Source organism: Microbacterium rhizomatis (assembly GCF_008710745.1).
GTDB lineage: Bacteria > Actinomycetota > Actinomycetes > Actinomycetales > Microbacteriaceae > Microbacterium > Microbacterium rhizomatis.
In genome coordinates, this window is sequence record NZ_VYSA01000001.1 from 1,257,422 (window position 1) to 1,281,942 (window position 24,521).

At 69.9% G+C, this 24,521-nt stretch carries 20 protein-coding genes; 6 read left to right on the top strand and 14 right to left on the bottom strand.

Annotated features, from left to right (window positions below; all coding sequences use genetic code 11):
• The 4 genes from F6B43_RS06075 to F6B43_RS06090 all read right to left on the bottom strand — a co-directional run bounded on the left by F6B43_RS06075 (position 1) and on the right by F6B43_RS06090 (position 2,686).
• Positions 1-609, bottom strand: a complete 609-nt coding sequence (locus tag F6B43_RS06075; protein WP_150447939.1) for a GNAT family N-acetyltransferase — start codon at positions 607-609, stop codon at positions 1-3.
• Positions 610-641: 32 nt separating this feature from the next.
• Positions 642-1,334, bottom strand: coding sequence for a uracil-DNA glycosylase (locus tag F6B43_RS06080; RefSeq protein ID WP_150447940.1), 693 nt, complete (start codon positions 1,332-1,334; stop codon positions 642-644).
• A 4-nt stretch (positions 1,335-1,338) separates the two neighbouring features.
• A complete protein-coding gene (locus F6B43_RS06085) occupies positions 1,339-1,854 on the bottom strand; it encodes a phosphoribosyltransferase (protein WP_150448457.1) in 516 nt (171 codons plus the stop codon).
• A 64-nt stretch (positions 1,855-1,918) separates the two neighbouring features.
• A complete protein-coding gene (locus tag F6B43_RS06090; protein WP_150448458.1) occupies positions 1,919-2,686 on the bottom strand; it encodes an SDR family oxidoreductase in 768 nt (255 codons plus the stop codon).
• A gap of 181 nt (positions 2,687-2,867) precedes the next feature.
• Here F6B43_RS06090 and F6B43_RS06095 point away from each other — a divergent pair, with 181 nt between their 5' ends.
• On the top strand, positions 2,868-4,190 hold the full coding sequence (locus F6B43_RS06095) for a bifunctional o-acetylhomoserine/o-acetylserine sulfhydrylase (protein WP_150447941.1): 1,323 nt from the start codon (positions 2,868-2,870) through the stop codon (positions 4,188-4,190).
• Positions 4,191-4,248: 58 nt separating this feature from the next.
• On the opposite strand, the gene pgi is transcribed toward F6B43_RS06095, so the two are convergent.
• Positions 4,249-5,931, bottom strand: a complete 1,683-nt coding sequence (pgi, locus tag F6B43_RS06100; protein ID WP_150447942.1) for a glucose-6-phosphate isomerase — start codon at positions 5,929-5,931, stop codon at positions 4,249-4,251.
• A gap of 233 nt (positions 5,932-6,164) precedes the next feature.
• Here pgi and F6B43_RS19550 point away from each other — a divergent pair, with 233 nt between their 5' ends.
• Both F6B43_RS19550 and metX read left to right on the top strand, forming a co-directional pair.
• Entirely contained in the window at positions 6,165-6,308 is a 144-nt protein-coding gene (locus F6B43_RS19550) for a hypothetical protein (RefSeq protein ID WP_170285568.1), read from the top strand.
• A 73-nt stretch (positions 6,309-6,381) separates the two neighbouring features.
• Positions 6,382-7,587, top strand: coding sequence for a homoserine O-acetyltransferase MetX (gene metX / locus F6B43_RS06105; protein WP_150447943.1), 1,206 nt, complete (start codon positions 6,382-6,384; stop codon positions 7,585-7,587).
• Positions 7,588-7,713: 126 nt separating this feature from the next.
• Here metX and F6B43_RS06110 read toward each other — a convergent pair whose 3' ends face one another.
• The 4 genes from F6B43_RS06110 to F6B43_RS06125 form a co-directional block, all read right to left on the bottom strand.
• Positions 7,714-8,913 carry an MFS transporter gene (locus F6B43_RS06110; protein ID WP_150448459.1) on the bottom strand — a complete coding sequence of 400 codons (1,200 nt, stop codon included), beginning with the start codon at positions 8,911-8,913 and terminating at the stop codon, positions 7,714-7,716.
• Positions 8,914-9,000: 87 nt separating this feature from the next.
• The gene (locus F6B43_RS06115) at positions 9,001-9,339 is read right to left on the bottom strand and encodes a thiamine-binding protein (RefSeq protein WP_150447944.1); all 339 of its coding nucleotides are present in this window, start codon (positions 9,337-9,339) and stop codon (positions 9,001-9,003) included.
• Between the two features lie 4 nt (positions 9,340-9,343).
• Positions 9,344-10,624, bottom strand: a complete 1,281-nt coding sequence (locus F6B43_RS06120) for a glycosyltransferase 87 family protein (protein WP_150447945.1) — start codon at positions 10,622-10,624, stop codon at positions 9,344-9,346.
• Positions 10,625-10,690: 66 nt separating this feature from the next.
• The gene (locus F6B43_RS06125; RefSeq protein ID WP_170285569.1) at positions 10,691-11,557 is read right to left on the bottom strand and encodes an ADP-dependent NAD(P)H-hydrate dehydratase; all 867 of its coding nucleotides are present in this window, start codon (positions 11,555-11,557) and stop codon (positions 10,691-10,693) included.
• Between the two features lie 26 nt (positions 11,558-11,583).
• Between F6B43_RS06125 and F6B43_RS06130 the strand changes: the two genes are divergently transcribed.
• Positions 11,584-12,654: an NADH:flavin oxidoreductase/NADH oxidase gene (locus F6B43_RS06130; protein ID WP_150447946.1), complete on the top strand. Its 1,071-nt coding sequence runs from the start codon at positions 11,584-11,586 to the stop codon at positions 12,652-12,654.
• Positions 12,655-12,670: 16 nt separating this feature from the next.
• Here F6B43_RS06130 and F6B43_RS06135 read toward each other — a convergent pair whose 3' ends face one another.
• Both F6B43_RS06135 and F6B43_RS06140 read right to left on the bottom strand, forming a co-directional pair.
• Positions 12,671-13,729: a hemolysin family protein gene (locus tag F6B43_RS06135; RefSeq protein ID WP_150447947.1), complete on the bottom strand. Its 1,059-nt coding sequence runs from the start codon at positions 13,727-13,729 to the stop codon at positions 12,671-12,673.
• Complete coding sequence (locus F6B43_RS06140) at positions 13,722-15,074, bottom strand: hemolysin family protein (RefSeq protein WP_150448461.1); 1,353 nt, start codon at positions 15,072-15,074, stop codon at positions 13,722-13,724. Before F6B43_RS06140 ends, F6B43_RS06135 begins: the two co-directional genes overlap by 8 nt.
• Positions 15,075-15,249: 175 nt before the next feature.
• Between F6B43_RS06140 and F6B43_RS06145 the strand changes: the two genes are divergently transcribed.
• Positions 15,250-16,377, top strand: coding sequence for a glycoside hydrolase family 76 protein (locus tag F6B43_RS06145; protein WP_170285570.1), 1,128 nt, complete (start codon positions 15,250-15,252; stop codon positions 16,375-16,377).
• On the opposite strand, the gene guaB1 is transcribed toward F6B43_RS06145, so the two are convergent.
• Complete coding sequence (gene guaB1 / locus F6B43_RS06150) at positions 16,367-17,824, bottom strand: GMP reductase (protein ID WP_150447949.1); 1,458 nt, start codon at positions 17,822-17,824, stop codon at positions 16,367-16,369. The two genes, F6B43_RS06145 and guaB1, sit on opposite strands and share 11 nt — an antisense overlap.
• A gap of 157 nt (positions 17,825-17,981) precedes the next feature.
• Between guaB1 and F6B43_RS06155 the strand changes: the two genes are divergently transcribed.
• Positions 17,982-21,752, top strand: a complete 3,771-nt coding sequence (locus tag F6B43_RS06155) for a multifunctional oxoglutarate decarboxylase/oxoglutarate dehydrogenase thiamine pyrophosphate-binding subunit/dihydrolipoyllysine-residue succinyltransferase subunit (protein ID WP_211368028.1) — start codon at positions 17,982-17,984, stop codon at positions 21,750-21,752.
• Here the strand turns inward: F6B43_RS06155 and F6B43_RS06160 are convergent.
• A complete protein-coding gene (locus tag F6B43_RS06160; protein WP_246159815.1) occupies positions 21,727-23,037 on the bottom strand; it encodes an APC family permease in 1,311 nt (436 codons plus the stop codon). The genes F6B43_RS06155 and F6B43_RS06160 overlap by 26 nt on opposite strands.
• An 88-nt stretch (positions 23,038-23,125) precedes the next feature.
• Complete coding sequence (locus F6B43_RS06165) at positions 23,126-24,424, bottom strand: GNAT family N-acetyltransferase (RefSeq protein WP_150447950.1); 1,299 nt, start codon at positions 24,422-24,424, stop codon at positions 23,126-23,128.
• Between the last annotated feature and the right edge of the window lie 97 nt (positions 24,425-24,521).

Below are 24,521 nucleotides of genomic sequence, written 5' to 3' on the forward strand. Positions count from 1 at the left end.
TCACGACCGCCCGAACAGCCCGCGCTTCTTCGCGGGGGTGAGGTGCTTCTGCATGGAGATGGTGCCGAGCCAGCGCCCGAACTTGAAGCCGACGCGACCCATCCGCCCCACCTCGACGAAGCCGAGCTTCTCGTGCAGGGCGATCGAAGCCTCGGCACCCTTGTCGCTGATGATCGCGACCATCTCGCGGATCCCGGCGGCCTCCGAGGCCGAGATCAGTGCCTCGAGGAGTGCTCGGCCGAGACCCTTCCCCGCAGCCGCGTGCCCGAGGTAGATCGAGTTCTCCACGCTGAACCGGTACGCCGACTTCGTCGAGAGCGGCGAGACCAGCGCGTAGCCGAGGATCTGGCCGCTGGGCGACTCGGCGACGAGGAACGGCATCCCGAGCTTCGCGAGGTGGGCGAACTTCTCGCGCCACTGCGCGAGACTCCACTTCTTCTCGTCGAACGTCACGACCGAGTTGGTCACGTAGTAGTTGTAGATCTCGCGGATGTCGGGAATGTCGCGGGCCTCGGCCGGCCGGATCGCGTACGCGAACGGCGTCTCGACGATCTGCTTGCGGAGGTGACGGGGCAGCACGCGACGCTTATCGTATTCCTCCTCGAGCATGCCGAAATCCTATGCCGTCTTCGGTCCGCGCGTCAGTCGCGCAGACGCCAGTCGACCGGTTCGGCACCCTGTTGCGCGAGCAGGTCGTTCGCTCTCGAGAACGGCCGCGAGCCGAAGAAACCCCGGCTGGCCGAGAGCGGCGACGGGTGGGCCGACTCGATGATCGGCGTATCCCCGAGGAGCGGGCGCAGGTTCGCCGCATCCCTCCCCCACAGGATCGCGACCAGCGGGCGGTCGCGGGCCACGAGCTCGCGGATCGCATGCTCGGTCACCTTCTCCCATCCCCAGCCGCGATGGGATGCGGGGGCACCGGGTGCGACGGTGAGCACGCGGTTGAGCAGCATGACGCCCTGGTCGCTCCAGCTCGAGAGGTCGCCGTGGACGGCGGGAGGGATGCCGAGGTCGGCGTCCAGCTCTCGATAGATGTTCGCGAGGCTCCGCGGCAGCGGCCGCACATGCCGGTCGACCGCGAACGACAGGCCGATGGGGTGCCCCGGCGTCGGATACGGGTCCTGACCGACGATGAGCACCTTGACGCCGTCCCGCGGGCGCACGAACGCGCGCAGCACGCGGTCCCCGGCCGGCAGGTAGTGGCGGCCGGCGGCGACCTCGGCACGGAGCCGATCGCCGACGGCGGCGATGTCCGGCCCGACCGGAGCCAGCGAGGCCGCCCAGCCGGCGTCCATCAGGCCGGCCTCTGCCAGCTCGCCGAGACTCATCGCCATCGTTTCAGGCAGCATCCTCTTCGATCACCGATCCGCGGAAAGACCAGGGGAAGTCGATCCACAGGGCGGTCTCCCGCCACGAGTAGTCCGGCATCGCGACCGACCCCGGCTTGGTGTAGATCGTGGCCGAGCGCACGTCTGCTCCTGCGTCGCGCAGCAGCGCGACGGCGAGCGCGAGGGTGCGTCCGCTGTCGGCGACGTCGTCGACGAGAAGCACGCGCCGCCCCTCGAGGAACGTGATGTCGAGGGCCGGCGGGAGGATCTCCGGAGCGTCCAGGACCTCGCCGACGCCGGTGTAGAACTCGACGTTGAGCGCTCCGCAGTTCTTCGCACCGAGCGCGTACGCGATCGCGCCACCGGGCAGGAGGCCGCCCCGGGCGATGGCCACGACGACCTCCGGTGCGAATCCGTCGGCGACGATCGTGCGGGCGATGTCGCGCGTCGCACCCCCGAAAGCGTCCCAGGTCAGGCTCTCGCGAACGGGTCCCCCCTGGGTCGGTTGGTCGAGCACCTCGGTCATCGGCTTCCTCTCGCCCGCATCGGCCCCGCTCATCACCCTGATCGTCGTTCCAGCGTAGAGCGGGTCAGTCATGCTCCGGACGCACGCGGAGAGGCCCACGCGTGAGCACGTGCTGGGCGGACTGCGCGACCGGCCGCATCGTGATGAGGTCGAGGTTGACATGCCCGGGCGCGTTCAGCGCGTAGGCGATCACGTCGGCCACGTCGGCCGCCACGAGCGGAGCCTCGACGCCGTTGTAGACCGCGTCGGCCGCATCGGCGTCGCCGCCGAGCCGGTTCATCGTGAACTCCTCGGTCCGCACCATTCCGGGGGCGACTTCGACCACGCGGATGGGCTCGCCGGCGAGCTCCAGACGAAGTGCGTGCGCGAGCATCGCCTCCCCGGCCTTCGCCGCGTTGTAGCCGGCACCGCCCGGGTACGCGGTCTGCGCAGCGGTGGACGTGACGAAAACGGTATCCGCATGACCATCGGATGCTGCGGCCGCCCGTAGCTGCGGGATCAGCGCTGCGACGAGCCGCTGGGTGGCGACGACGTTGATCTGGAACATCCACTCCCAGTCCGAGGCGTACGCATCCTCCACCCGCTCGGTGCCGCGAGCGCCGCCCGCCACCTGGACGAGCGCATGGACGGGACCCGTTTCGGCCAGCCACGCGGCGAGGGCGTCGACGTCCGCCTGAGCGGTCAGGTCGGCGGCGAACGCCGCGATCCCGGCCTCCTCCTGGAGCACCTCCAATCGGTCGGCGCGGCGTGCGACGCCCACCACGTCCCAGCCCTTTGCGCGCAGCGCGCGCGCTGTCGCCTCACCGATTCCGGAGCTCGCCCCGGTCACCACCGCACGTCGTGCCACGTATTCCTCCTGCTGTCAGGGTCAAGGCTACCCAGCTGGCCGGGCCCGGCTGTGTTACGTAACATTGCCCCCTCGTTGTCCGCACGGGATGCCGCGCCTACGCTCGCACTCAGACCAGGCGCATCGGCGCATCGCGGTCCCACCCGAACGAAGCAGGAGCACGGCCATGGCAGCCCCCGAGAACTGGCGTTTCGAGACCAAGCAGATCCACTCGGGCGCGGCGCCCGATCCGGTCACCAAGGCTCGGGCGACCCCCATCTACCAGACGACCTCGTACGTCTTCGACAACGCCGACCACGCCGCGAACCTGTTCGCGCTCGCGGAGTTCGGCAACATCTACACCCGCATCCAGAACCCGACGCAGGACGTCGTCGAGCAGCGCCTCGCCGCACTCGAGGGTGGCACGGGCGCGCTCCTGGTCGCCAGCGGCCAGGCGGCCGAGTCGTACGCGGTGCTCAACATCGCCCAGGCCGGCGACCACATCGTCTCGTCGTCGTCGATCTACGGCGGCACGTACAACCTCTTCAAGTACACGCTTGCCAAGCTCGGCATCGAGACCACGTTCGTCGAGAACCAGGACGACGCCGACGAGTGGGCCGCCGCCGTGCGCCCCAACACGAAGCTCTTCTTCGCCGAGACGATCGGCAACCCGAAGATCAACATCCTCGACATCCGCAAGGTGGCCGACGTCGCCCACGCGAACGGTGTCCCCCTGATCGTCGACAACACGATCGCCACGCCCTACCTGATCAAGCCCATCGAGTTCGGCGCCGACATCGTCGTGCACTCGGCCACGAAGTTCCTGGGGGGCCACGGCACCACGATCGGCGGCATCATCGTCGACGGCGGCACGTTCGAGTGGTCCAAGAACGTCGACAAGTTCCCCGGCCTCACCGTGCCCGACCCGTCGTATCACGGCGCCAGCTACACGGCGGCTGTCGGCGACGGTCTCGCGTACATCATCAAGGCCCGCGTGCAGCTGCTGCGCGACCTGGGCGCGTCGGTGGCTCCGATCAGCGCGTGGCTGCTCATCCAGGGCATCGAGACGCTGTCACTGCGCATCGAGCGCCACGTGCAGAACGCGCAGGAGATCGCCGAGTGGCTCGAGAACCGCGACGACGTCGCATCCGTGAACTACTCGGGTCTGCCGACCTCGCCGTGGTACGCGGCGGCGAACCAGTACGCGCCCAAGGGCGTCGGCGCGGTGCTGTCGTTCGAGCTGAAGGGCGGCGTCGAAGCGGGCCGCGAGTTCGTCAACAGCCTGACGCTCTTCAGCCATCTGGCCAACATCGGCGACGTGCGCTCGCTCGTGATCCACCCGGCATCCACGACCCACTCGCAGCTCACGCCCGAGCAGCAGCTCACGTCGGGTGTCACGCCGGGGCTCGTGCGCCTGTCGGTCGGACTCGAGAACATCGCCGACCTCAAGGCCGACCTCGAGCAGGCGCTCGAGGCAGCACGCCGCGTCTCGGAGGCCGCCCGCGCCTGAGGCCCGGACACAATGGATGCCTCGGTCCCGTGTGGACCGAGGCATCCGTCGTCTGCGGTCAGAAGCTGCGGTGCGCGCGGTAGTACCGGATGAGCGCCTGGGTCGAAGCATCCTGTTTCACGAGCGCATCGTCGTCTCCTTCGATCGCGGGGGCGATCTGCAGGGCGAGCTGCTTGCCGAGCTCGACGCCCCACTGGTCGAACGAGTTGATGCCCCAGATCGTGCCCTGCGTGAAGACGATGTGCTCGTAGAGGGCGATGAGCTGGCCGAGCACCGAGGGGGTCAGAGCCGGAGCGAAGATCGAGGTCGTCGGCCGGTTGCCCGAGAAGGTCCGGGCGGCGACCAGCGCGCCCGTCGTGCCTTCGGCCTCGACCTCTTCGGCGGTCTTTCCGAAGGCGAGGGCCCGGGTCTGGGCGAGGAAGTTCGCCAGGAACAGCGCGTGCACGTCGCGTCCGTCATCGGTCAGCGGGTAAGCCGGATTCGCGAAGGCGATGAAGTCGGCGGGGATCAGTCGCGTGCCCTGGTGGATGAGCTGATAGAACGCATGCTGGCCGTTCGTGCCGGGCTCGCCCCAGTACACCTCGCCGGTGTCGGTCGTGACGGCCGTGCCGTCCCAGCGCACCGATTTGCCGTTGGATTCCATCGTGAGCTGCTGCAGGTAGGCGGGGAAGCGGCTGAGCTGCTGCGCGTACGGGAGCACGGCGTGGGTCTGCGCGCCGAGGAAGTTCGTGTACCAGACATTGAGCAGCCCCATCAGGACGGGCACGTTCTGGGCCAGCGGAGTCGTCGCGACGTGCTCGTCGACCGCGTGGAAGCCGGCGAGGAGCTCGCGGAACGCCACAGGACCGAGGGCGATCGCGAGCGAGAGCCCGATCGCCGAGTCGACCGAATAGCGCCCACCCACCCAGTCCCAGAACCCGAAGGCGTTCGCAGGGTCGATGCCGAACGCCTCGACCTTGTCGAGAGCGGTCGACACGGCGACGAAGTGGTGCGAGACGGCGTCGGTCTTGGCCGCATCCGTCCCGTCGATCGCGCCGGCGCTCGCAAGCCCCGCCCACAGCCAGTCACGCGCGAGTCGTGCATTGGTCAGCGTCTCGAGCGTCGTGAAGGTCTTGGATGCCACGATGAACAGCGTGGTCTCAGGGTCGAGATCGGCCGTCTTCTCGGCGATGTCTGTCGGGTCGATGTTGGAGACGAATCGCGCCTGGATCCCGGCATCCGCGTAGGGCTTCAGCGCCTCGTAGACCATGACGGGGCCGAGATCCGAGCCGCCGATCCCGATGTTGACGACGTGCGTGACCTTCTTGCCGGTGACCCCGAGCCAGTCGCCGGAGCGGACCCGGTCGGCGAAGGCCGAGAGCGCGTCCAGCACCTCCTGCACGTCGGTGTCGATGTGCTGGCCGTCGACGACGAGCTCAGGCGATGCTCCGCGCGGCCGACGCAGCGCCGTGTGGAGCACCGCGCGGTCCTCGGTCGTGTTCAGGTGCACTCCCGCGAGCATCTGGGCGTAGCGCTCGGCAACCCCGGTCTGCTCGGCGAGCGTGACGAGCGCCGAGAGGACCTCTGCGGTGACGAGGTTCTTCGAGAGGTCCACGTGCAGGTCGGCGAGCGGGAACGAGAGTCGCTCGACCCGGCCCTCGTCCTCGTCGAACCACCCGCGCAGGTCGGGGGTGAACGTCGCGTGCAGCGCCTCGAGCGCTGCCCAGGCGGGAGTCGTGGTGGGATCGATCGGCGTCGTCATGCTCCGACCCTAGCGCCGCCGCGTGGCTCTCCGCCGACCGGTTGCGCGTCGCCCGACGCATCCCACCATGCGAGGCGTTTGCATCCGTATGCAGGGTGGAGTGTGACCGACGAGGCCGAAACAGCCGTAGGCGCTGCCGTCGCACCGCCTCTCCCTGCAGATGGAATGAAGGCTCGGCCCGCAGCGCATGTAATACGCGGCGACAGCCGCTTCCGACCGGCGAGAATGGGCTGATGGCAGACGTCGCCCGCCGCACGAAGTGCGGCAACCGACACCGCCGCGCCACGAACGGAGAAGGCCTGATGGACTGGCAGACGTCGCCCGCCGCACGAAGTGCGGCAACCGACACCGCCGCGCCACGAACGGAGAAGGCCTGATGGACTGGCAGACGTCGCCCGCCGCACGAAGTGCGGCAACCGACACCGCCGCGCCACGAACGGAGAAGGCCTGATGGACTGGCAGACGTCGGAAGACACCGTGCCGTCGTCGCCGGTGACCGAGGCCGACGCGCGTCTGCTGCTGGGCCGACCGCCCGTCACCGGCGCCTGGCGCGACGGCGACCCCGTGGGCGATCGCCGGTTCGCGAGCTTCGGCGCCTTCCGCACCGAGGGCGGCCGCGAGCTTCCCGCCTACCGCCTCGCGTACGAGACCTGGGGCGAGCTCAACGCCGCCCGCGACAATGCGGTTCTCGTGCTGCACGCGCTGACGGGCGACAGCCACGTCCGGGGTGCCGCAGGGCCCGGGCACCCGACCGCGGGGTGGTGGGACGACATCGTCGGACCGGGTGCGCCCATCGACACCGACCGCTGGTTCGTGATCGCTCCGAACATGCTGGGCGGATGCCAGGGCTCCACCGGTCCTGCGAGCATCGGCCCCACCGGCTACGAGTGGGCGGGACGCTTCCCCTATCTGACGATCCGCGACCAGGTCGCCGCCCAGGTCCGGCTCGCCGACGCACTCGGGATCGACGTGTGGGCGGGTGTCATCGGCGGTTCGATGGGCGGAATGCACGCCCTCGAGTGGGCCGTCGGAACCCCCGACCGCGTCGCTCGCCTCGGCGTCCTGTCTGCTCCCCCGGTCAACACCGCCGATCAGATCGCGCTCAACTCCGTGCAACTGGAGGCGATCCACATCGACCCGCGCTTCCACGGTGGCGAGTATTACGACGCGGGCGACGGGGACGGCCCGCACCGCGGCCTCGCGCTCGCGCGCCGCATGGCGCTGCTGAACTATCGCTCGCCGACCGAGCTGAATCAGCGTTTCCAGCGCTCGTGGCAGTCCGAGGTCAGCCCGCTCGGGCACGGAGGCCGTTTCGCAGTGACCTCGTACCTGGACTTCCACGGCAACAAGTTCACGCGGCGTTTCGACGCGAACTCGTACATCACGCTCGTCGAGGCGATGAACTCCCACGACGTCGGCCGCGGGAGAGGCGGGGTGGAGGATGCGCTGGCCCGCGTGACCGCGACGGCGCTGGTGCTGGGGATCGACACCGACCGCCTCTTCCCGATCGACGGCCAGCACCGTATCGCCCGCTCGATCCGGTCGACGCTCGACGGCGAGCGCGCTGTCGTGCTCACCAGCGACTTCGGGCACGACGGCTTCCTCATCGAGACTCATGCGGTCGGTGCACATCTGCGGCGGCTGCTGGAATCCTGAGCCCGCGTCACACGGATGTGGCTGGCAGCAGACACCGCACTGCGACAGGAGATCTCGCCGCAACAGGGCACCTGCGGCCAGCATCGCCCTGCGCAGGAGAGATCTCCTGCACTCGTGGGATCGACCTCAGACCGACGCCTTCACCGACACGGGCACAGGGTGCCGGTCCTGCAGGGCGTAGCTGACCACCACGAGCGCGAAGCCCGCGAGCGCGAGTCCGACTCCGACCCACGGCGGTGCCACGAAGCCCCACCCCAGGGCGATGACCACCCCGCCGAGGAACGCGCCGGCGCTGTTGCCCATGTTCAGCGCGGAGTGGTTCAAGGCTGCCGCGATCGACTGGTTGGCGCCGGCCACATCCATGAGGCGGGTCTGGATCGCCGGGCTGATCGCGGCGGAGACGAATCCCGTCGCGAAGATGAGCACGGCGAGTGCGAACACCCACGGGGCGGTGACGGCGACTCCGGCGAGCACCAACGCCAGCACGACGAGCCCGTACATCAGGGTTCGGCGCAGGTCTACGTCTGCGAGATGGCCCCCGACGAGGTTGCCCACCGTCATCCCGAGCCCCATGATCACCAGGATGAGGGGCACCGCCCACGCAGGCGACCCGGCGACTTCGGTGACCATCGGGGCGACATAGCTGTAGACGGCGAAGAACCCACCGAACCCGATCGCGCCGACGCCGAGGGTCAGCCACACCTGACCGATGCGGAACACGCCGAGCTCGGCGCGCATCGTGCGCAGCGGATCTCCGGCGTGTGCAGGAACGAACAACGCGATCGCCACCGCCGCCAGAGCGAAGATCGCGGTGACGACGAGGAAGGCGGCCCTCCACCCGAACTGCTGGCCGAGGAAGGTGCCGAGCGGCACGCCCACCACGTTCGCGACGGTGAGGCCCGTGAGCACGAAGGCGACGCCCTTGGCCCGGTTGCCGGGTCCGAGCACGTCGGCGGCGACCAGCGCGCCGATGCCGAAGTAGGCACCGTGCGGAAGACCGGCGAGGAAACGGGATGCTGCGACCCACCCGAACGACGGAGCGAGGAACGTCAGCGCGGTGAAGACGGTGAGCGCGAGCGCCAGCACGAACATCACGCGGTGGCGCGGATACCGGGCCACGACGGCGGCGATCGTCGGGGCGCCGATCACGACCCCGAGAGCGTAGGCGCTGATCAGCCATCCGGACTGCGCGATCGCGTCCTCGGGGCGCGCGGCGTACGCGGCAGGGAGAAGATCCGCGGCGATATCGGGCAGGAGTCCCATCACGACGAACTCGGTCATGCCGATGCCGAAGCTGCCGATGGCGAGGGAGAGGAGCGCCCACATCGCCGCCCTCTTCGAAGAGATCGAGGAGGTCACGCCCTTACGATAGTCCGCCCGAGCCCCGCTGTCGAATCGATTCGAAGGGGCCGATCACGACCGCGCAGCGGAAGGATCCGCCGCATCCACGGCAGCCTCGAGGCGGGCGATCTTGCCGTCGATCTCGCCGGCGAAACCGGGCCGGATGTCGGCTTTCAGCACGAGCGACACCCGCGAGCCGTACGGCATCACAGCCTCGGTCGCGCGGCGCACGACATCCATCACCTCGTCCCACTCGCCCTCGACCTCGGTGAACATCGACGTCGTGCGGTTAGGCAGGCCAGACTCCCGAACGACACGTACCGCGGCGGCGACCGCATCGTGCACAGACGCGTCCTCACCGACCGGGATCACACCCGCCCCCGATGGGGCGACCGAGAAGGCGATCAGCACGAGATCACGACTCGACGAACGCGCGCGGCGCGGGGGCAGCCACCTCGATGGGCGCGGGTGCCGCCGTGGCAGGCACGCGCGTGGGCACCCGCACCAGCCGCATGACCGCCCAGACGAAGAGCACCACGAGCAGTCCGTTGCGGATGGTCAGCAGCAGCACCGAGAAGGGCTCGGGCCACTTCAGCATCAGGCCGCCGTAGGCGAGCGGGTAGATCGCCTGCGTCATGACGGCGATGCCGAGGCCGAGCCACGCCGGCTTCCACCACCGTCGCCTGTCGATGACGAGGCCGACCGCGAGCGGTGCCGCGATCCACGAGATGTACTGCGGCGAGCCCACCTTGTTGAACACGATGAACGCGAGCACCAGGCCGAGCGCGAGCGCGGGGAACAGCGACACGAAGGATGCTCGCCGCCAGGCCTTGAACGCCCCGAGGCCCGCGACCGACAGCACGGCGAGGGCGAGCAGCGGCGTCATGATCGCGATCACGACGTTCAGCCCGGGGCCCGTCACCTGGAAGGTGAGCATGTCGGGGTCGTAGTTGATCGCCGAATCGGGCAGCATGAATGCCGCACGCCACATGTAGAACGTGCTGATCGGCGCCTCGATCTGGAGGCCACGGCCGGTCTGATCGCTGATGAACCCGAAGGCGTATGCGCCGCCGCCGGTGACGATCACCGTGCCGAGGGTCACCGCCGACACCGCCACGACCCCGCCGAGGATGGCGAGGCGACGGCGTACCGCGATGAACGCGGCGGCGATGAGGGCGGCCGGCCAGACCTTGATCCAGGTCGCGATCGCGAGGAGGCTCGCACCCAGCCAGGGGCGCCCGACGAGCCACAGGCATCCGGCCAGCACGATCGGCACGGTGAAGCCGTCCAGCCGGTAGAGGTGGACGGGGCCCAGGAGCAGGATGAACGCGAGCCAGAACGCCGCGGCGATGTTGCGCCCGTTCGAGCGGCCCTTGCCGACCAGCATCGCGAAGGCGAGCGCATCCACGACGGTGACGAGGATCGCCCAGCCGACGATGTAGCCGCCGATCCAGGCGAACGCCTTGGCGAGCACCATCGGCAGGAGGGCGAGCTGCGGATACACCCACGGCACGGTGAGCCCGACGATGCCGACGTTGTGCCCGTCCAGCACGCCGCCGTTGACGGCCGCGGCGGACCAGGGATCGTAGACGAGGTAGACATCGCCCATCGGCGCATTCGGCCACCACCAGCCGAGCATTGCCACGACGAAATGCACGACGAGGAATGCGACCCACAGGATGGCACGCTTGGACACCTGGCGATTCTACCGGGCGACGTATGCCGCTTCCGTTTCCATTGCCTGTGAGGACCGTGCGGATCCTCAGCGCGCGGCGAGGGCCTCCGCCACCGCGATCGGCAGATGCACTGCGACGTCCAGCGCCGTGATCGGCCCTGCCTGATACTCCGACAGACCGGCAGCCGAGGCCGCGGCCGTGCCCGCACGACCGTGCAGCCACGCGGCGGTCGCGGCGACCTCCGCGAGCCGGTGGCCGCCGCGCAGGGCGCTGCCCGCAGCGCCCTGAGCCGCCAGCACGGCGCCGAGCGCACCCGCCAGCACGTCGCCCGTACCGGCGGTCGAGAGCCACGGCGTCCCGTTCTCGACGCGGGTCGACCAGCCGTCGGGGGCTGCCACGATCGTCACAGCACCCTTCAACAGGACGGTCGCCCCGAGCGCGGCCGCGGACTGCAGAGCGGATGCCTCGCGCTCGGCGTCGTCGGCATCCCCCGGCACCGCCTCCAGCTCCAGTGCCGCCCGTAGCCGATCGTGCTCACGGCCGTGGGGGCTGACGATGATCGGCGCGGCCGCCCCCACGGCGAGCTCCAGCGCCCCGGCGTCCACGACGACGGGAATGCTGCCGGCGAGCAGCTCGCGCAGCGCAGAGGTCTCGGCATCCGTCCGCTCGTGGGAATCCGTGCCGGATCCCACGACCCACGCCTGCACCCGCCCCTCGACGGTGACCGTCTCGGGCCGGCGCGCGAGGACGAGCGAGGTGGCCCGTTCGGGCCCGAGGTAACGCACCATCCCGGCTCCGGCTCGCCATGCCGCCTCGACCCCGAGGACGGCGGCTCCGGGGTAGGAGGTGGATCCGGTGCGCAGGCCCACCACGCCGCGGGAATACTTGTCGTCGGCTGCGGTTGGCTCACGGAGGACGCTCGCCGCGTCCTTCGCCGTCCACCGCTGGGTCACACGCCCACGATAGCTGGAGCGTTCGCATGAGCATCCTCTTCTCGCCCCTCACTCTGCGCGGTGTCACCGCACGCAACCGACTGTGGGTGGCGCCGATGTGCCAGTACAGCGCCGTCGACGGCGTGCCGCAGGAGTGGCACCACACCCACCTCGCACAATTCGCCTCCGGCGGAGCGGGCATCGTGATCGCCGAGGCGACGGCGGTCTCGCCCCAGGGTCGGATCTCGCCCGAGGACGTCGGGATCTGGAACGACGCGCAGCGCGAGGCGTGGCGACCGATCACCGCGGCGATCCGTTCGCGCGGCGCGGTGGCGGGCGTGCAGCTGGCCCACGCGGGCCGCAAGGCGTCGACGTGGTCGCCGTTCTCCGGCGAGCGCGGATCGGTGCCGGCCGAGTCGGGCGGATGGACCGCGGTGGCCCCATCGGCCGTCGCCTTCGACGGCTACGCCGAGCCGGTCGCCCTCGATGCCGCGGGCATCGACGGCGTCGTGGCCGACTTCGCCGCCGCCGCGGTGCGTGCGGTCGAGGCCGGATTCCAGGTGCTCGAGATCCACGCCGCCCACGGCTACCTCCTCCACCAATTCCTCTCGCCGCTGTCGAACCTCCGCACCGACGAGTACGGCGGCTCGCTCGAGAACCGCGCCCGGCTGATTCTGCGGGTCGTGACGGCGGTGCGGGATGCCGCGCCCGAGGCACCCCTGTTCGTGCGGTTCTCCGCCACCGACTGGGCCGACGGCGGTTTGACCGTCGACGAGGTCGCCACGGTCGCCGGTTGGGCGCGTGACGCCGGCGCGGACTTCTTCGACATCTCCAGCGGCGGGCTCGTCGCCCACCAGCAGATCGCCGTGGGTCCCGGCTACCAGGTGGCTCTGGCCGCCCGGGTGCGCGAGGCCGGCATGCCGGTGAGCGCGGTCGGTCTGATCACCGATGCGGCACAGGCCGAGCAGATCCTGGCCGACGGCGACGCGGATGCGATCATGGCCGCACGGGAGTGGCTCCGCGATCCGCACTTCGCCCTCCGCGCGGCGGCCGAGCTCGGCGACGACATCGATTACTGGCCCAAGCAGTACGAGCGGGCCAAGCGCCGCGCCGCCTGACCCGCTCGGCCGGGGCTCAGCGCCGGCCGCGCCGTGTGGCGTCCTGCACCTCGCCGACGAGCTCCTCGATGATGTCCTCGAGGAACAGCACGGCGGTCGTCCGTCCTTCCTGGTCGCGCACCTGCGCGAGGTGGCGACCCGCGCGACGCATGAGCGCGAGCGCGTCCTCCAGGTCGGTCGTGTCCATCACCGGCACCATCTGATGGATGCGCTTGGGCGCGATGCGCCGGACCACGTCGGCCTCGCTCCGCGATCCTTCGGCGGCGCGGAGGATGTCTTTCAGGTGCACGTAGCCGACCGGTTCGCCCCCGGCATCCACGATCACGTAGCGCGAGAATCCGTGCGTCGCGACAGCGCGCTCGATCTCGTCCGGCGTGGTCGATTCGGGCAGCGTCACCAGGTCGGCGAGCGGGACCGCCACCTCTCCTGCCTTCTTGTCGCTGAACTCGACGGCCGCCGCCACCGTACCGGCGGCGTCGTCCAGCACGCCCTCGATGCGCGATTGATTGACGATCGTCGCGACTTCCTCGAGGGTGAACGTCGAGGCCGCCTCGTCCTTCGGCTCCACGCGGAACAGCCGCAGGATGCTGTTGGCGACCCAGTTGAGGGCGACGATGACCGGGTGGAACACGCGCGAGACCCACACCAGCGGCGTCGCCAGCATCAGCACGGCGCGGTCGGGGACCGAGAACGCGAGGTTCTTGGGCACCATCTCGCCGAACACGACGTGGAGATACGAGACGAGCAGGAGAGCCACGATGAACGCGATCACGTCGACCGTGGTCTCCGCCAGGCCCGTCAGGCCGAGCGGTCCGGCGAGAAGGTGGTGGATCGCAGGTTCGGACACGTTCAGGATCAGCAGCGAGCAGATGGTGATGCCGAGCTGACTCGTCGCGAGCATCAGGGTCGCGTGCTCCATCGCGTACAGCGCGGTCTTCGCGGAGCGCGAGCCCTTCTCCGCGAGGGGCTCGATCTGCGATCGGCGCGCGGAGATGACTGCGAACTCGGCGCCGACGAAGAACGCGTTGAAGGCCAGGAGGACGACCAGCCAGGCGATTCCGGCCCAGTCACTCATCGCGCGCACCCTTCTGCGACGAGGCGGCGTTCCCGGCGCGGGTCGCCGGCGAATCCACCGCGGCCGGAGTGAACGCGACGCGCTCGACGCGGCGCCCCGTCATGCGCTGGACGGTCAGCGTGCCGTCCTCGATCTCGACCGTGTCGCCCACCGCGGGGATGCGCTCGAGCACGCTCATCAGGTACCCGCCGACGGTGTCGTAGACATCGCCCTCCGGGACGCGGATGCCGGTGCGGTCGAGGATCTCGTCAGGTCGCAGGTCGCCGGGCATCGTGAGCGAGCCCTCGGCACGGACGATTCCGGCGCGCCGGCGGTCATGTTCGTCCAGCACTTCGCCCACGATCTCCTCGACCAGGTCCTCGAGCGTCACGACGCCGGCCGTGCCCCCGTACTCGTCGACGACGATCCCCATCTGGTAGCCGCGGGCGCGCAGTTCGGTGAGCAGGGTGTCGAGGTGGACTGCCTCGGGGATGCGGAGGGGTTCGGTCGCCAGCGCCGCGGCGGGAACGTCCGGCCGGCGGTCGCGCGGCACGCTCACGGCGGCTTTGAGGTGAACGATGCCCAGGATGTCGTCCATGTCGTCGCCGTAGACGGGGAACCGGCTGTGCCCCGTCCGACGCGCGAGCTGGATCACGTCGTCGGCCGAGTCGTCCGCGGCCAGAGCGTGCACGCTCGGGCGGGGCGTCATCACGTCGGCGGCGCTCAGGCGCGAGAAGGTCAGGCTGCGGTCGAGGAGCGAGGCCGTGTCTTCCTCGAGCACGCCGGCGCTCGCGGATCGGCGCACGAGGCTGGAGAGCTCCTCGGCCGTGCGAGCGCCCGACAGCTCCTCCTTGGGCTCGACGCCGAGCAGCCGGAGGACACCGTTGGCACTGCCGTTGAGGACGGTGATCGCCGGCCGGAACACGGCGGTGAACCCGACCTGGAACGGCATGACGAACTTCGCGGCCTGACGAGGCAACGCGAGCGCGAAGTTCTTCGGCACGAGTTCGCCGAGGATCATCGACAGCACCGTGGCGATCGTGATGCCGATGAACACCGCGAGCGGCGAGACCAGGCTCTCGGGGAAGGACCACGCGACGAACACCGGGCGGAGCAGGCTCGAGATCGCCGGCTCCATCGTGTAGCCGGTCAGGAGCGTCGTCAGCGTGATGCCGAGCTGCGCGCTGGACAGATGCGTCGAGGTGATCTTGAGAGCGGCGATCGTCAGGGCGAGTCGCGTCTCGCCTCTGTCGCGACGCGCTTCCAGATCGGCGCGATCGAGATTGACGAGCGCGAATTCGCTCGCCACGAACAGGCCGGTACCCACGGTGAGGAGAAGCCCCACTCCGAGCATGACGTACTCCATCACGCATCCCCCCCTTCGCGGGAGGTTCGGCAGTGGGGCGGGCGTCTACTGGGAGGGTCGTCCATCGTGCCGTCCAGTCTACGGCAGAGCTCCCGTCGGAGGATCGACCCTTCGTCGGATGGATTCGCCGCCGATCCTCCGACGATCCTGCGATCCTCCGACGGAGGATGGGGGCATGCCTGACCTCGAGCCCTGGAACGATCGCGCCGCTGCGGCCGAGTACGCGGTGCTGTCGCGGTACGTGCGACGCGTCGGGCCGCTGGCCGCGGCCCGGGCGCACTGGCCGGCCCGCACCGGGGTCGCCGGCGTCTCCGACGAGGTGCGCGTATGGCACTACTGGTGGCACGCGCACCTGATCCACTGCGCGGCGGATGCCGCACGCCATCGTCCATCGCCCGGCAGGCGCGCGCGCATCGAGAGCCTCGCCCGCGGGGTCGCGGTGAGGACGGCGGGGCGGTGGGTGAACAGGTTCTACGACGACATCGCGTGGATGGGCGTTGCCCTGCAGAGCGCCGCGCCCCGATCGCGCGCGGGCGCGGTCGCGCGCATCGCCGACCGGCTCGTCCGGGGCATCGATCCCCGCGTCGGCGCACTCCCCTGGCATGTCGGCAGCGATCTCTACAACGCGCCCGCGAACGGGCCGGCCGCGATCCTGCTCGCGCGCATCGGAGCGGCTGCCCCCGCGCGGCGACTGGCCGGGTGGATGGCTGCCACGCTGGACGATCCGGTCACCGGCCTCGTGCGCGACGGCCTCGAAGGGGGCCCCGGCGGCTCCGTGAGGCCGGCGATCTACAGCTACAACCAGGGTGTCGCGATCGGTGCGGCGCTTGCACTCGCGGACGCGCCCGACGCGCTCGATCGGACAGCGCAGCGGGGTCGCGCGGCTGCGCTGATCGCGGCCGTGCGCTCGTGGTGCGATGAGGATCTGATCCCCCCGACGGGCGGTGGCGACGGTGGCCTGTTCGCCGGCATCCTCTGCCGCTACCTCTCCGAAGCTGCGGTCGCGATGCGTGATGACGGGGAGAGAGGGGATGCCGCCGCATCCGCCCGCCGCCTGGTCCTGGCCAACGCTCGTGCGCTCTGGGACGGCAGATCCGAGGTGGACGGCCGTCCGTTCTTCTCGGCGGACCCTCGACGCCCTGCGGTCGTACCGGCCGGACCGTCGCGCCCGCGTCGCGCGGATGGTGGCGCGACCGCCGGCCACGACCATCCGGACGGCGATCTTTCGGTGCAGCTCTCGGCGTGGATGACGCTCGAAGCTGCCGTGACCGTCACCGCGGCGGCGGGGAAGGTCACCAGCTGACCGGGAGCGCCTTCCCCTCTTCGTAGCCCGCGGCGGACTGCAGTCCCACGCGGGCCCGGTCGTGGAATTCCGCGACGGTCGCCGCCCCGGCGTAGGTGAAGGACGAACGGACGCCCGAGGTGATCATGTCGATGAGGTCCTCGAGGCCCGGCCGCAGCGGATCGAGGTAGATCTTCGACGAGGAGATGCCCTCGGCGAAGAGCTCTTTGCGGGCGAGCTCGTAGGGATCGAGTCGCCCGAAGCGCGCGTGCACCGCCTTGGTCGATGCCATCCCCCATGACTCCTTGTAGAGCCGGCCCGCGTCGTCGACCTGCAGCTCTCCCGGCGACTCGATCGTGCCGGCGAACCACGAGCCGATCATGATGGATGCCGCGCCCGCCGCGAGCGCGAGCGCCACGTCGCGGGGGTAGCGCACCCCGCCGTCGGCCCAGACGTGGGCGCCCATGATCCTGGCGGCCTCGGCCGTCTCCAGCACCGCGGAGAACTGCGGCCGCCCCACCGCGGTCATCATGCGCGTCGTGCACATCGCGCCGGGTCCGACGCCGACCTTCAGGATGTCGGCTCCCGCGGAGACGAGGTCGTGCACGCCTTCGGCGGTGACGATGTTGCCGGCCACGAGCGGGATGCCGAGCTCCAGCGACGACACCGCCTGCAGGGCGCGCAGCATCCCGTCCTGGTGTCCGTGCGCGGTGTCCAGGACGAGCACGTCGACGCCGGCCGCGGCGAGCGCACGGGCCTTGGCCTGCACGTCCCCGTTGATGCCGACCGCGGCGGCCACGATGAGGCGACCGGAGGAATCGACGGCGGGGCGATACAGGGTCGTGCGCAGGGCGCTGCGCCGCGACAGCGTTCCCACGACGAACCCGTGGTGCAGCACGCACACGGTCTCGGCGTCGGCGCCGACGATCAGGTCGAACGCGTGCCGCGCGCTCTCCACGTCGTCCGCGTCGATCGACGCGGTCCGTCCGCGGGCGAGATCGCCCAGCCGAGCGTCCGGCAGGGCCGTGCCCAGCCGCGCCGCGGGAACGATGCCCTGGACGTCGTCTATCGAGAGCGGGCCGCCGCCGGCATCGGCGATGACGATCCCGTGCCCTTCACTGGCGGGGAGGAGACGCGCCGCCTCGGCGACGGTCGCCTCAGGGGGGAGGATGACCGGCGTGTCCCACGGCACGGGCTGATCCTTGACCCATCGGATCGCCGCATCCAGCTCCTGCAGCGGCATGTCCTGCGGCAGCACGCCCAGTCCGCCGCGACGAGCGAGGGTGGCGGCGAGCCGCGGACCGGTGACCGAGTTCATGTTCGCCGAGACGAGGGGGATGCTGGCGGCCGTGCCGTCGCGGGGTGACAGGTCGACGTCGAGCCTGCTGGTGACCGCCGATCGCCGGGGCACGAGGAACACGTCGGAATAGGTCAGGTCGACGTCGGGCTGGTCTCCGTAGAACTCCACCTTTCTAAGGTAACCATTCGCCATCGACCGCGGGGGCGACGGCGCGACCGGCGGTGGGCCTGCCAGACTGGGTTAGGCTTAACTGTTGTGCGCGTGGGTCGCACCCAAACCCCGCGTTTTCTCCAGAATCATCATCGATGAAAGCAGGCGATCGGGCGTGTCGAGCCAGATGACGGGCATCGGGACTTCGAGCGAGGGAGAGTTCGGGGCCAATGAATGGCTCGTCGATGAACTCTACGAGCAGTTCAAGTCCGACAAGAACTCCGTAGACAAGGCTTGGTGGCCGATTCTCGAGGCTTACCACCCCGTCGATGTGGAAGAGGCAGGCGACGCTCCGGCCGCCGCTCCCCCTGCTCCGGCGTCCGCCGCTGCGGCCCCGGCCGCCCCGGTGGTGCCAGCGCCCGCGGCGCCGACCGCCCCGGCGCCCACTCCGCCCGCAGCATCCGAACCGCACCCCGTGACCGCTCCGATCCCGGTCATCGGCTCGCAGCCGGTCGCCCGCACCACGGCCAAGCCCGCCGCGCCGCAGCCGATCCCGGCGCAAGCGCCGGCGGCCGCGCCCGCCCGCGGAGAGAGCAGCGAGGAAGACAGCGTCACGCCGCTGCGCGGCATGACCAAGACCCTCGCGGCGAACATGGACGAGTCGCTGAGCGTGCCGACCGCGACGAGCGTGCGCACCGTTCCGGCGAAGCTCATGATCGACAACAGGATCGTGATCAACAACCACATGTCGCGCACGCGCGGCGGCAAGGTCAGCTTCACGCACCTGATCGGCTGGGCCATCATCCAGGCTCTCAAGGAGTTCCCGAGTCAGAACGTGTTCTACGCCGAGGTCGACGGCAAGCCGTCGGTCGTGGCTCCGGCGCACATCAACCTGGGCATCGCGATCGACCTCCCCAAGCCCGACGGCACGCGCGCTCTCATGGTGCCGAGCATCAAGCGCGCCGACACCCTCACGTTCGGCGAGTTCCTCTCCTCGTACGAGGATCTGGTCACCAGGGCCCGCACCAACAAGCTCACCGCCGCCGATTTCCAGGGCACGACGATCTCGCTCACCAATCCCGGCGGCATCGGCACGGTGCACTCCGTGCCTCGCCTCATGAAGGGTCAGGGCTGCATCGTCGGCGCCGGGGCGCTCGAGTACCCGGCGGAATTCCAGGGCGCGAGCGCCAAGACCCTGAACGAGCTGGCGATCGGCAAGACCATCACGCTGACCAGCACGTACGACCACCGCGTCATCCAGGGCGCGGGGTCTGGCGAGTTCCTCAAGAAGGTGCACGAGCTCCTCATCGGGCAGCGCGGCTTCTACGAGTCGATCTTCGCCGCGCTGCGCATCCCGTACGCGCCGATCCACTGGGCATCCGACATCAACGTCGACCTGGCCGAGCGCGTCGACAAGACCGCCCGCGTGCAGGAGTTCATCAACTCCTTCCGCGTGCGCGGGCACCTGATGGCCGACATCGACCCGCTGCAGTACCAGCAGCGCACGCACCCCGACCTCGAGATCGAGGAACACGGGCTGACGTTCTGGGACCTCGACCGCGAGTTCGTCACGGGCGGTTTCGGCGGCAAGCGCCAGATGAAGCTGCGCGACATCATCGGCGTCCTCCGCGACTCGTACTGCCGCACGATCGGCATCGAGTACATGCACATCCAGGACCCGGAGCAGCGCCGCTGGTTCCAGGACAACATCGAGGTCAAGTACCAGAAGCCCGGCCACGACGAGCAGCTGCGGATCCTGAGCAAGCTCAACGAGGGCGAGGCCTTCGAGACGTTCCTGCAGACCAAGTACGTCGGCCAGAAGCGCTTCAGCCTCGAGGGTGGCGAGTCGCTGATCCCGCTGCTGGACGAGATCCTGCAGGGCGCGGCCCAGGCCGGGCTCGAGGGCGCGGCGATCGGCATGGCGCACCGCGGCCGGCTGAACGTGCTCACCAACATCGCGGGGAAGACCTACGGCCAGGTGTTCCGCGAGTTCGAAGGCTCCGTCGCCGTCGGATCCAAGAGCGGTTCGGGCGATGTCAAGTACCACCTCGGAACCGAGGGCACGTTCGTCGACGACCGGGGCGAAGAGCTGCCGATCCTCCTGGCGGCCAATCCATCGCACCTCGAGACCGTCGACGGCGTACTCGAGGGCATCGTGCGCGCCAAGCAGGACCGCCGCCCCGTCGGAAGCTTCTCGTGGCTGCCCATCCTCGTCCACGGCGATGCCGCGTTCGCAGGGCAGGGCGTCGTCGTCGAGACGCTGCAGATGTCGCAGCTGCGCGGCTACCGCACGGGTGGCACGATCCATGTCGTGGTGAACAACCAGGTCGGCTTCACGACGGTTCCTGGGGATGCTCGCACCTCCGTCTACTCGACCGACGTCGCCAAGACGATCCAGGCGCCCGTGCTCCACGTGAACGGCGACGATCCCGAAGCCGTCGTCCGCGTATCGCAGGTGGCTTTCGCGTACCGCGAGCGGTTCCACCGCGACATCGTGATCGATCTGGTGTGCTACCGCCGCCGCGGCCACAACGAGGGCGACGACCCCTCGATGACGCAGCCCCTCATGACCAACCTGATCGAGGCCAAGCGCTCGGTCCGCCGGCTCTACACCGAGTCACTCGTCGGTCGCGGCGACATCACCGAGGAAGAGTACGAGCAGGCCAAGCGCGACTTCCAGGACCGCCTCGAGATCGCCTTCGCCGAAACGCACGCCGCCGAGACGGGCGCCTCGCAGGTCGTGACGACGGATGCCGCCGAACTGGCGGAGCCGGCGACGGGCGAGCCGGAGACCACCGGGGTCAGCACGGACGTCGTGCAGCTGATCGGTGACGCCTTCACGAACAAGCCCGAAGGCTTCACCGTGCACGCCAAGCTCCAGCAACTCCTGGAGAAGCGACTCGACATGAGCCGCAACGGCAACATCGACTGGGCGTTCGGTGAACTGCTCGCGTTCGGATCGCTCCTGCTCGAAGGCACGAACGTGCGCCTCGCCGGACAGGACAGCCGTCGCGGCACGTTCGTGCAGCGCCACTCGGTGCTCCACGACCGGGTGAACGGGCAGGAATGGATCCCGCTCACCAACCTCAGCGAGAACCAGGGCCGGTTCTGGGTCTACGACTCGCTCCTGAGCGAGTATGCGGCGATGGCGTTCGAGTACGGGTACTCCGTCGAGCGTCCCGACGCCCTCGTGCTGTGGGAGGCGCAGTTCGGCGATTTCGCGAACGGCGCGCAGTCGGTCATCGACGAGTACATCTCGGCCGCCGATCAGAAGTGGGGCCAGCAGTCGAGCGTCGTCCTGCTCCTCCCGCACGGCTATGAAGGCCAGGGACCGGACCACTCCTCTGCCCGCATCGAGCGGTACCTGCAGATGTGTGCGCAGGACAACCTGATCGTGGCCCGACCGTCGACGCCCGCGTCGTACTTCCACCTGCTTCGCCGTCAGGCCTACCAGCGTCCCCGTCGCCCCCTCATCGTGTTCACGCCGAAGGCGATGCTGCGTCTGCGCGGAGCAACGAGCCCGGTCGCAGACTTCACCTCCGGCAAGTTCGAGCCGGTGCTCGACGACAGCCGCACCTTGGACAAGTCGGCCGTCAAGCGCGTGCTGCTGCACGCGGGAAAGATCCATTGGGATCTGCGCGCCGAGCTCGAGAAGAAGCCGAACCCCGAAGTGGCGCTCGTGCGGATGGAGCAGTACTACCCCGCTCCGATCGACGAGCTGAACGCGGTGCTCGACAGCTACCCGAACGCCGAACTGGTCTGGGTGCAGGACGAGCCCGAGAATCAGGGCGCGTGGCCGTTCATCGCCCTCGAGGTCGTCAAGCACCTGCACGGGCGGACGATCCGCCGCGTGTCGCGCGCGGCAGCCGCATCGCCGGCGACCGGGTCGCCCAAGGTGCACGCGGCCGAGCACGCGACCATCATGCAGAAGGCGCTGACCCTCTAGCCCTCCCCCGCACTCGCCGCCACCCGGTCACCGCGACCGCGATGGCGGCGAGCAGCACGCTCGGGAGCAGGTTGCCCCCGGCGAGCACGAGCAGACCGATGGACAGCACGGTGGCGACCACGGCCATCCACCACCCCGCGGTGCGTCGCGGCAGGATGAGCACCGCCGACAGCATCCCGGCCGCATAGATCGCCACCATGTTGCTCGTGTGGATCAGGATGAACGGCTCGAGGTCCAGGCCGCTCCACAGCATGAAGCCGAAGTACACGAGCCCGACGCACAGGGTCAGGACGAGCGCCCGCCGGGGTACCGTCCCAGGATCGGCACCCCGCTCGAACCACCGCGGCAGGTCGCCGTTGCGCGCGAGTGACGCGCCGAGCTTGCCGAACGCGGCGAGATAGGCGTTGAGCACACCCAGCGAGACGATGGCCGCAACCGCCCCGACCGCGATGGGCCCGACGCCGGGTGCCACCGCCGACGCGAGCGTCAGAAGCGGGACTGCACCCTCACCCGCCGACGCACCGACCACGCCGACCGTCGCGATCTGCAGCAGCAGGTACGACGCGCCGGTCACGACGAGGGCGATCGTGGTCGCGATCGGGATGACGCGGCGCGGTTCGCGGAACTCCGCCGAGATGTGGGTGCCCACCTCCCACCCGGCGAACGCCCAGACGAACAGCAGCACGGCGGTGCCCACCCCTCCCCAGCCGTGCGGAAGGAACGGGCTGAACCGTGCAGGCTCGACCGCAGGGAGGGCGACGGCCACGACTCCCACGACCACAGCGAGGAGGAGCCCCGTCAGAACGAACTGCACCCAGCCGGCGATGCGGACCCCGAACAGGTTGGCGGCGAGGGCGAGCGCGATGATCGTCAGCGCGATGATCGGGATCCCCGCGCGGTCGATCCCCCCCACGGCGGCGATGTACTCACCGCCCAGGACGGCGACGACGGGCGTGCCTGCGCAGACACCGAAGTAGAACCAGTACCCGGTCATGCGCGAGGCGGTGGGACCGAGCGCGCGCCGCACATAGCTGGCCACTCCGCCCGGGTCGGGGTACCGGGCCGCAAGGGCGCCGAACGTGCCCGCCAGCGGTATCGAGAGCACCAGGACGACGATCACCGAGAGGACGGATGCCGGACCCGCCGCCGCAGCGGCGACTCCGGGCAGCACGAGCAGGCCGGTGCCCAGCACGGCCGCGATGTACAGGGCCGTTCCCTGCACGACCCCGATCGAGCCCCGGTGGCCCTCCGCGCCGTCGGCAACGGCATCCGCTCTGATACTCACGAGACGAGTCTGTCGCCCGGGTCCGACGTGCGCGTGGGTCGTCCCGGTCAGAACACAGCGCCTGACTGCCAACCGACGCCCCACCGCGTCAGTACCAGATGCTCAGATACGGCGTGTCGACGGACGCGAAGGAGCGATCGAGGGCGGTGACGGCATCCGCCGAGCCCTGCATACGACCTGCGGCGCGAAGCGTCGCCGGTCGAACCCCGCCGAGGAGGACGGACCCGAGTTCGCGGACGGTCATCGTCAGGTCGGGGACGGCATCGATCGGTTCGGCCGTGCCGTGACCGTCGTCGTCGACGTCGAGATGCCAGACACCGTGGGCGAAACCCAGGTCATCGGTGATCCCGAGCGCGAGCGAGAGCGGAGCGGAGTAGGCGCGTGCGGTGAGCACGGCCGGCACGTCGAGGATGCGGAGCCACCCGTGGTCGGAGACGGTCACGGTCGCGGCGCGCTGGTCCTCGATCATCCAGCGCAGCGGTTCATCCACCGAGCGGAGCGGCGCTCTGACCGTGGAGACGAGATCATGCTCGAGGGCGAAACGCCACAGCGAACGGTAGGCGTCTTCGCTCTCGGTGACCAGCATCGCGATCGCGAGGTCGTGCCGGGTGAAGTCCGCGGGCTCCTCGCCGATCGTGTATGCCATGGCCCCGCGCGTCGCGCCGGATTCGTCGACGTAGATGACGCCCCGCACTTTCCGGTCGTCGTTACCGGGCGCGAGTCCCGCGATCCTGCGCCAGAGCCCCGTCCATCCCGGCACGTCGCCCGGCCGTGCGAGCCGGGCGCGGTCGTGCACGCTCGCGAGCTCGCTGCGCAGCCGCTCTCGATCGACCGCGTGCACGCGTCCGGGTGCAGCCGGGCCGACCCAGCGCGCTCGGCGCGTGTCGATCACCCAATCGGCAGCAGACACGGCGGGTGCGAAGCCGAAGCGGCCATAGATCGTCGCCTCCGTCACGGTGAGGCCGGCAAGCGCGATGCCCGCGCCGGCGGCCGCGCGCAGCTCGCCCTCGAGCATCGCCCTCGCGACTCCCTTCCGGCGGTGGGTCGGCGACACCGTGACACCGCTGATGGCCCACATCGGGATGGTGCGCCGCCCAGGGAGGCTGAGATCGGTCACCCACGAGTCGACCGTCGCGATCGGTGTCGCCGGCTCGGCGGAGGTGGCGTCGAAGATCCCGGTGAGGCGGCGACCGGCCAACCGCTCGCGCGACCCCTCGATCTGCTCGTCGTTGGGCTCCTCGCCCAGGAATCCACGGTTGGCCGCCTTGATGAACGGGACGAAATCGGAGGTGGCGATGTCGACGGTGCGATAGCGCAGCCCGGCGGCGGCGAGCACACCGCCCGCCCCGGGGTCGAGGGGAACGGTCTGCGCGTCGAGTGGTGCCATTGCCTCAGGCTACCGAGCGGTGCGGACACGATGCCGGAGGCGGGTTCCTCGGGGATCTGCCGTTCTCCGGAGATTGCCGTTTCTCGCGGATCTGCCG

Excerpts from the sequence above, each read along its gene's own strand:
- F6B43_RS06080 (WP_150447940.1), bottom strand. The coding sequence starts at position 1,334 with ATGGCGATGAGTCTCGGCGAGCTGGCAGAGGCCGGCCTGATGGACGCC.
- F6B43_RS06145 (WP_170285570.1), top strand. The coding sequence starts at position 15,250 with ATGCCTGACCTCGAGCCCTGGAACGATCGCGCCGCTGCGGCCGAGTAC.
- F6B43_RS06130 (WP_150447946.1), top strand. The coding sequence starts at position 11,584 with ATGAGCATCCTCTTCTCGCCCCTCACTCTGCGCGGTGTCACCGCACGC.
- F6B43_RS06110 (WP_150448459.1), bottom strand. The coding sequence starts at position 8,913 with ATGTGGGCGCTCCTCTCCCTCGCCATCGGCAGCTTCGGCATCGGCATG.
- F6B43_RS19550 (WP_170285568.1), top strand. The coding sequence starts at position 6,165 with ATGGCAGACGTCGCCCGCCGCACGAAGTGCGGCAACCGACACCGCCGC.
- F6B43_RS06165 (WP_150447950.1), bottom strand. The coding sequence starts at position 24,424 with ATGGCACCACTCGACGCGCAGACCGTTCCCCTCGACCCCGGGGCGGGC.
- F6B43_RS06135 (WP_150447947.1), bottom strand. The coding sequence starts at position 13,729 with ATGAGTGACTGGGCCGGAATCGCCTGGCTGGTCGTCCTCCTGGCCTTC.
- F6B43_RS06095 (WP_150447941.1), top strand. The coding sequence starts at position 2,868 with ATGGCAGCCCCCGAGAACTGGCGTTTCGAGACCAAGCAGATCCACTCG.
- F6B43_RS06075 (WP_150447939.1), bottom strand. The coding sequence starts at position 609 with ATGCTCGAGGAGGAATACGATAAGCGTCGCGTGCTGCCCCGTCACCTC.
- F6B43_RS06085 (WP_150448457.1), bottom strand. The coding sequence starts at position 1,854 with ATGACCGAGGTGCTCGACCAACCGACCCAGGGGGGACCCGTTCGCGAG.
- F6B43_RS06140 (WP_150448461.1), bottom strand. The coding sequence starts at position 15,074 with ATGGAGTACGTCATGCTCGGAGTGGGGCTTCTCCTCACCGTGGGTACC.
- metX (WP_150447943.1), top strand. The coding sequence starts at position 6,382 with ATGGACTGGCAGACGTCGGAAGACACCGTGCCGTCGTCGCCGGTGACC.
- pgi (WP_150447942.1), bottom strand. The coding sequence starts at position 5,931 with ATGACGACGCCGATCGATCCCACCACGACTCCCGCCTGGGCAGCGCTC.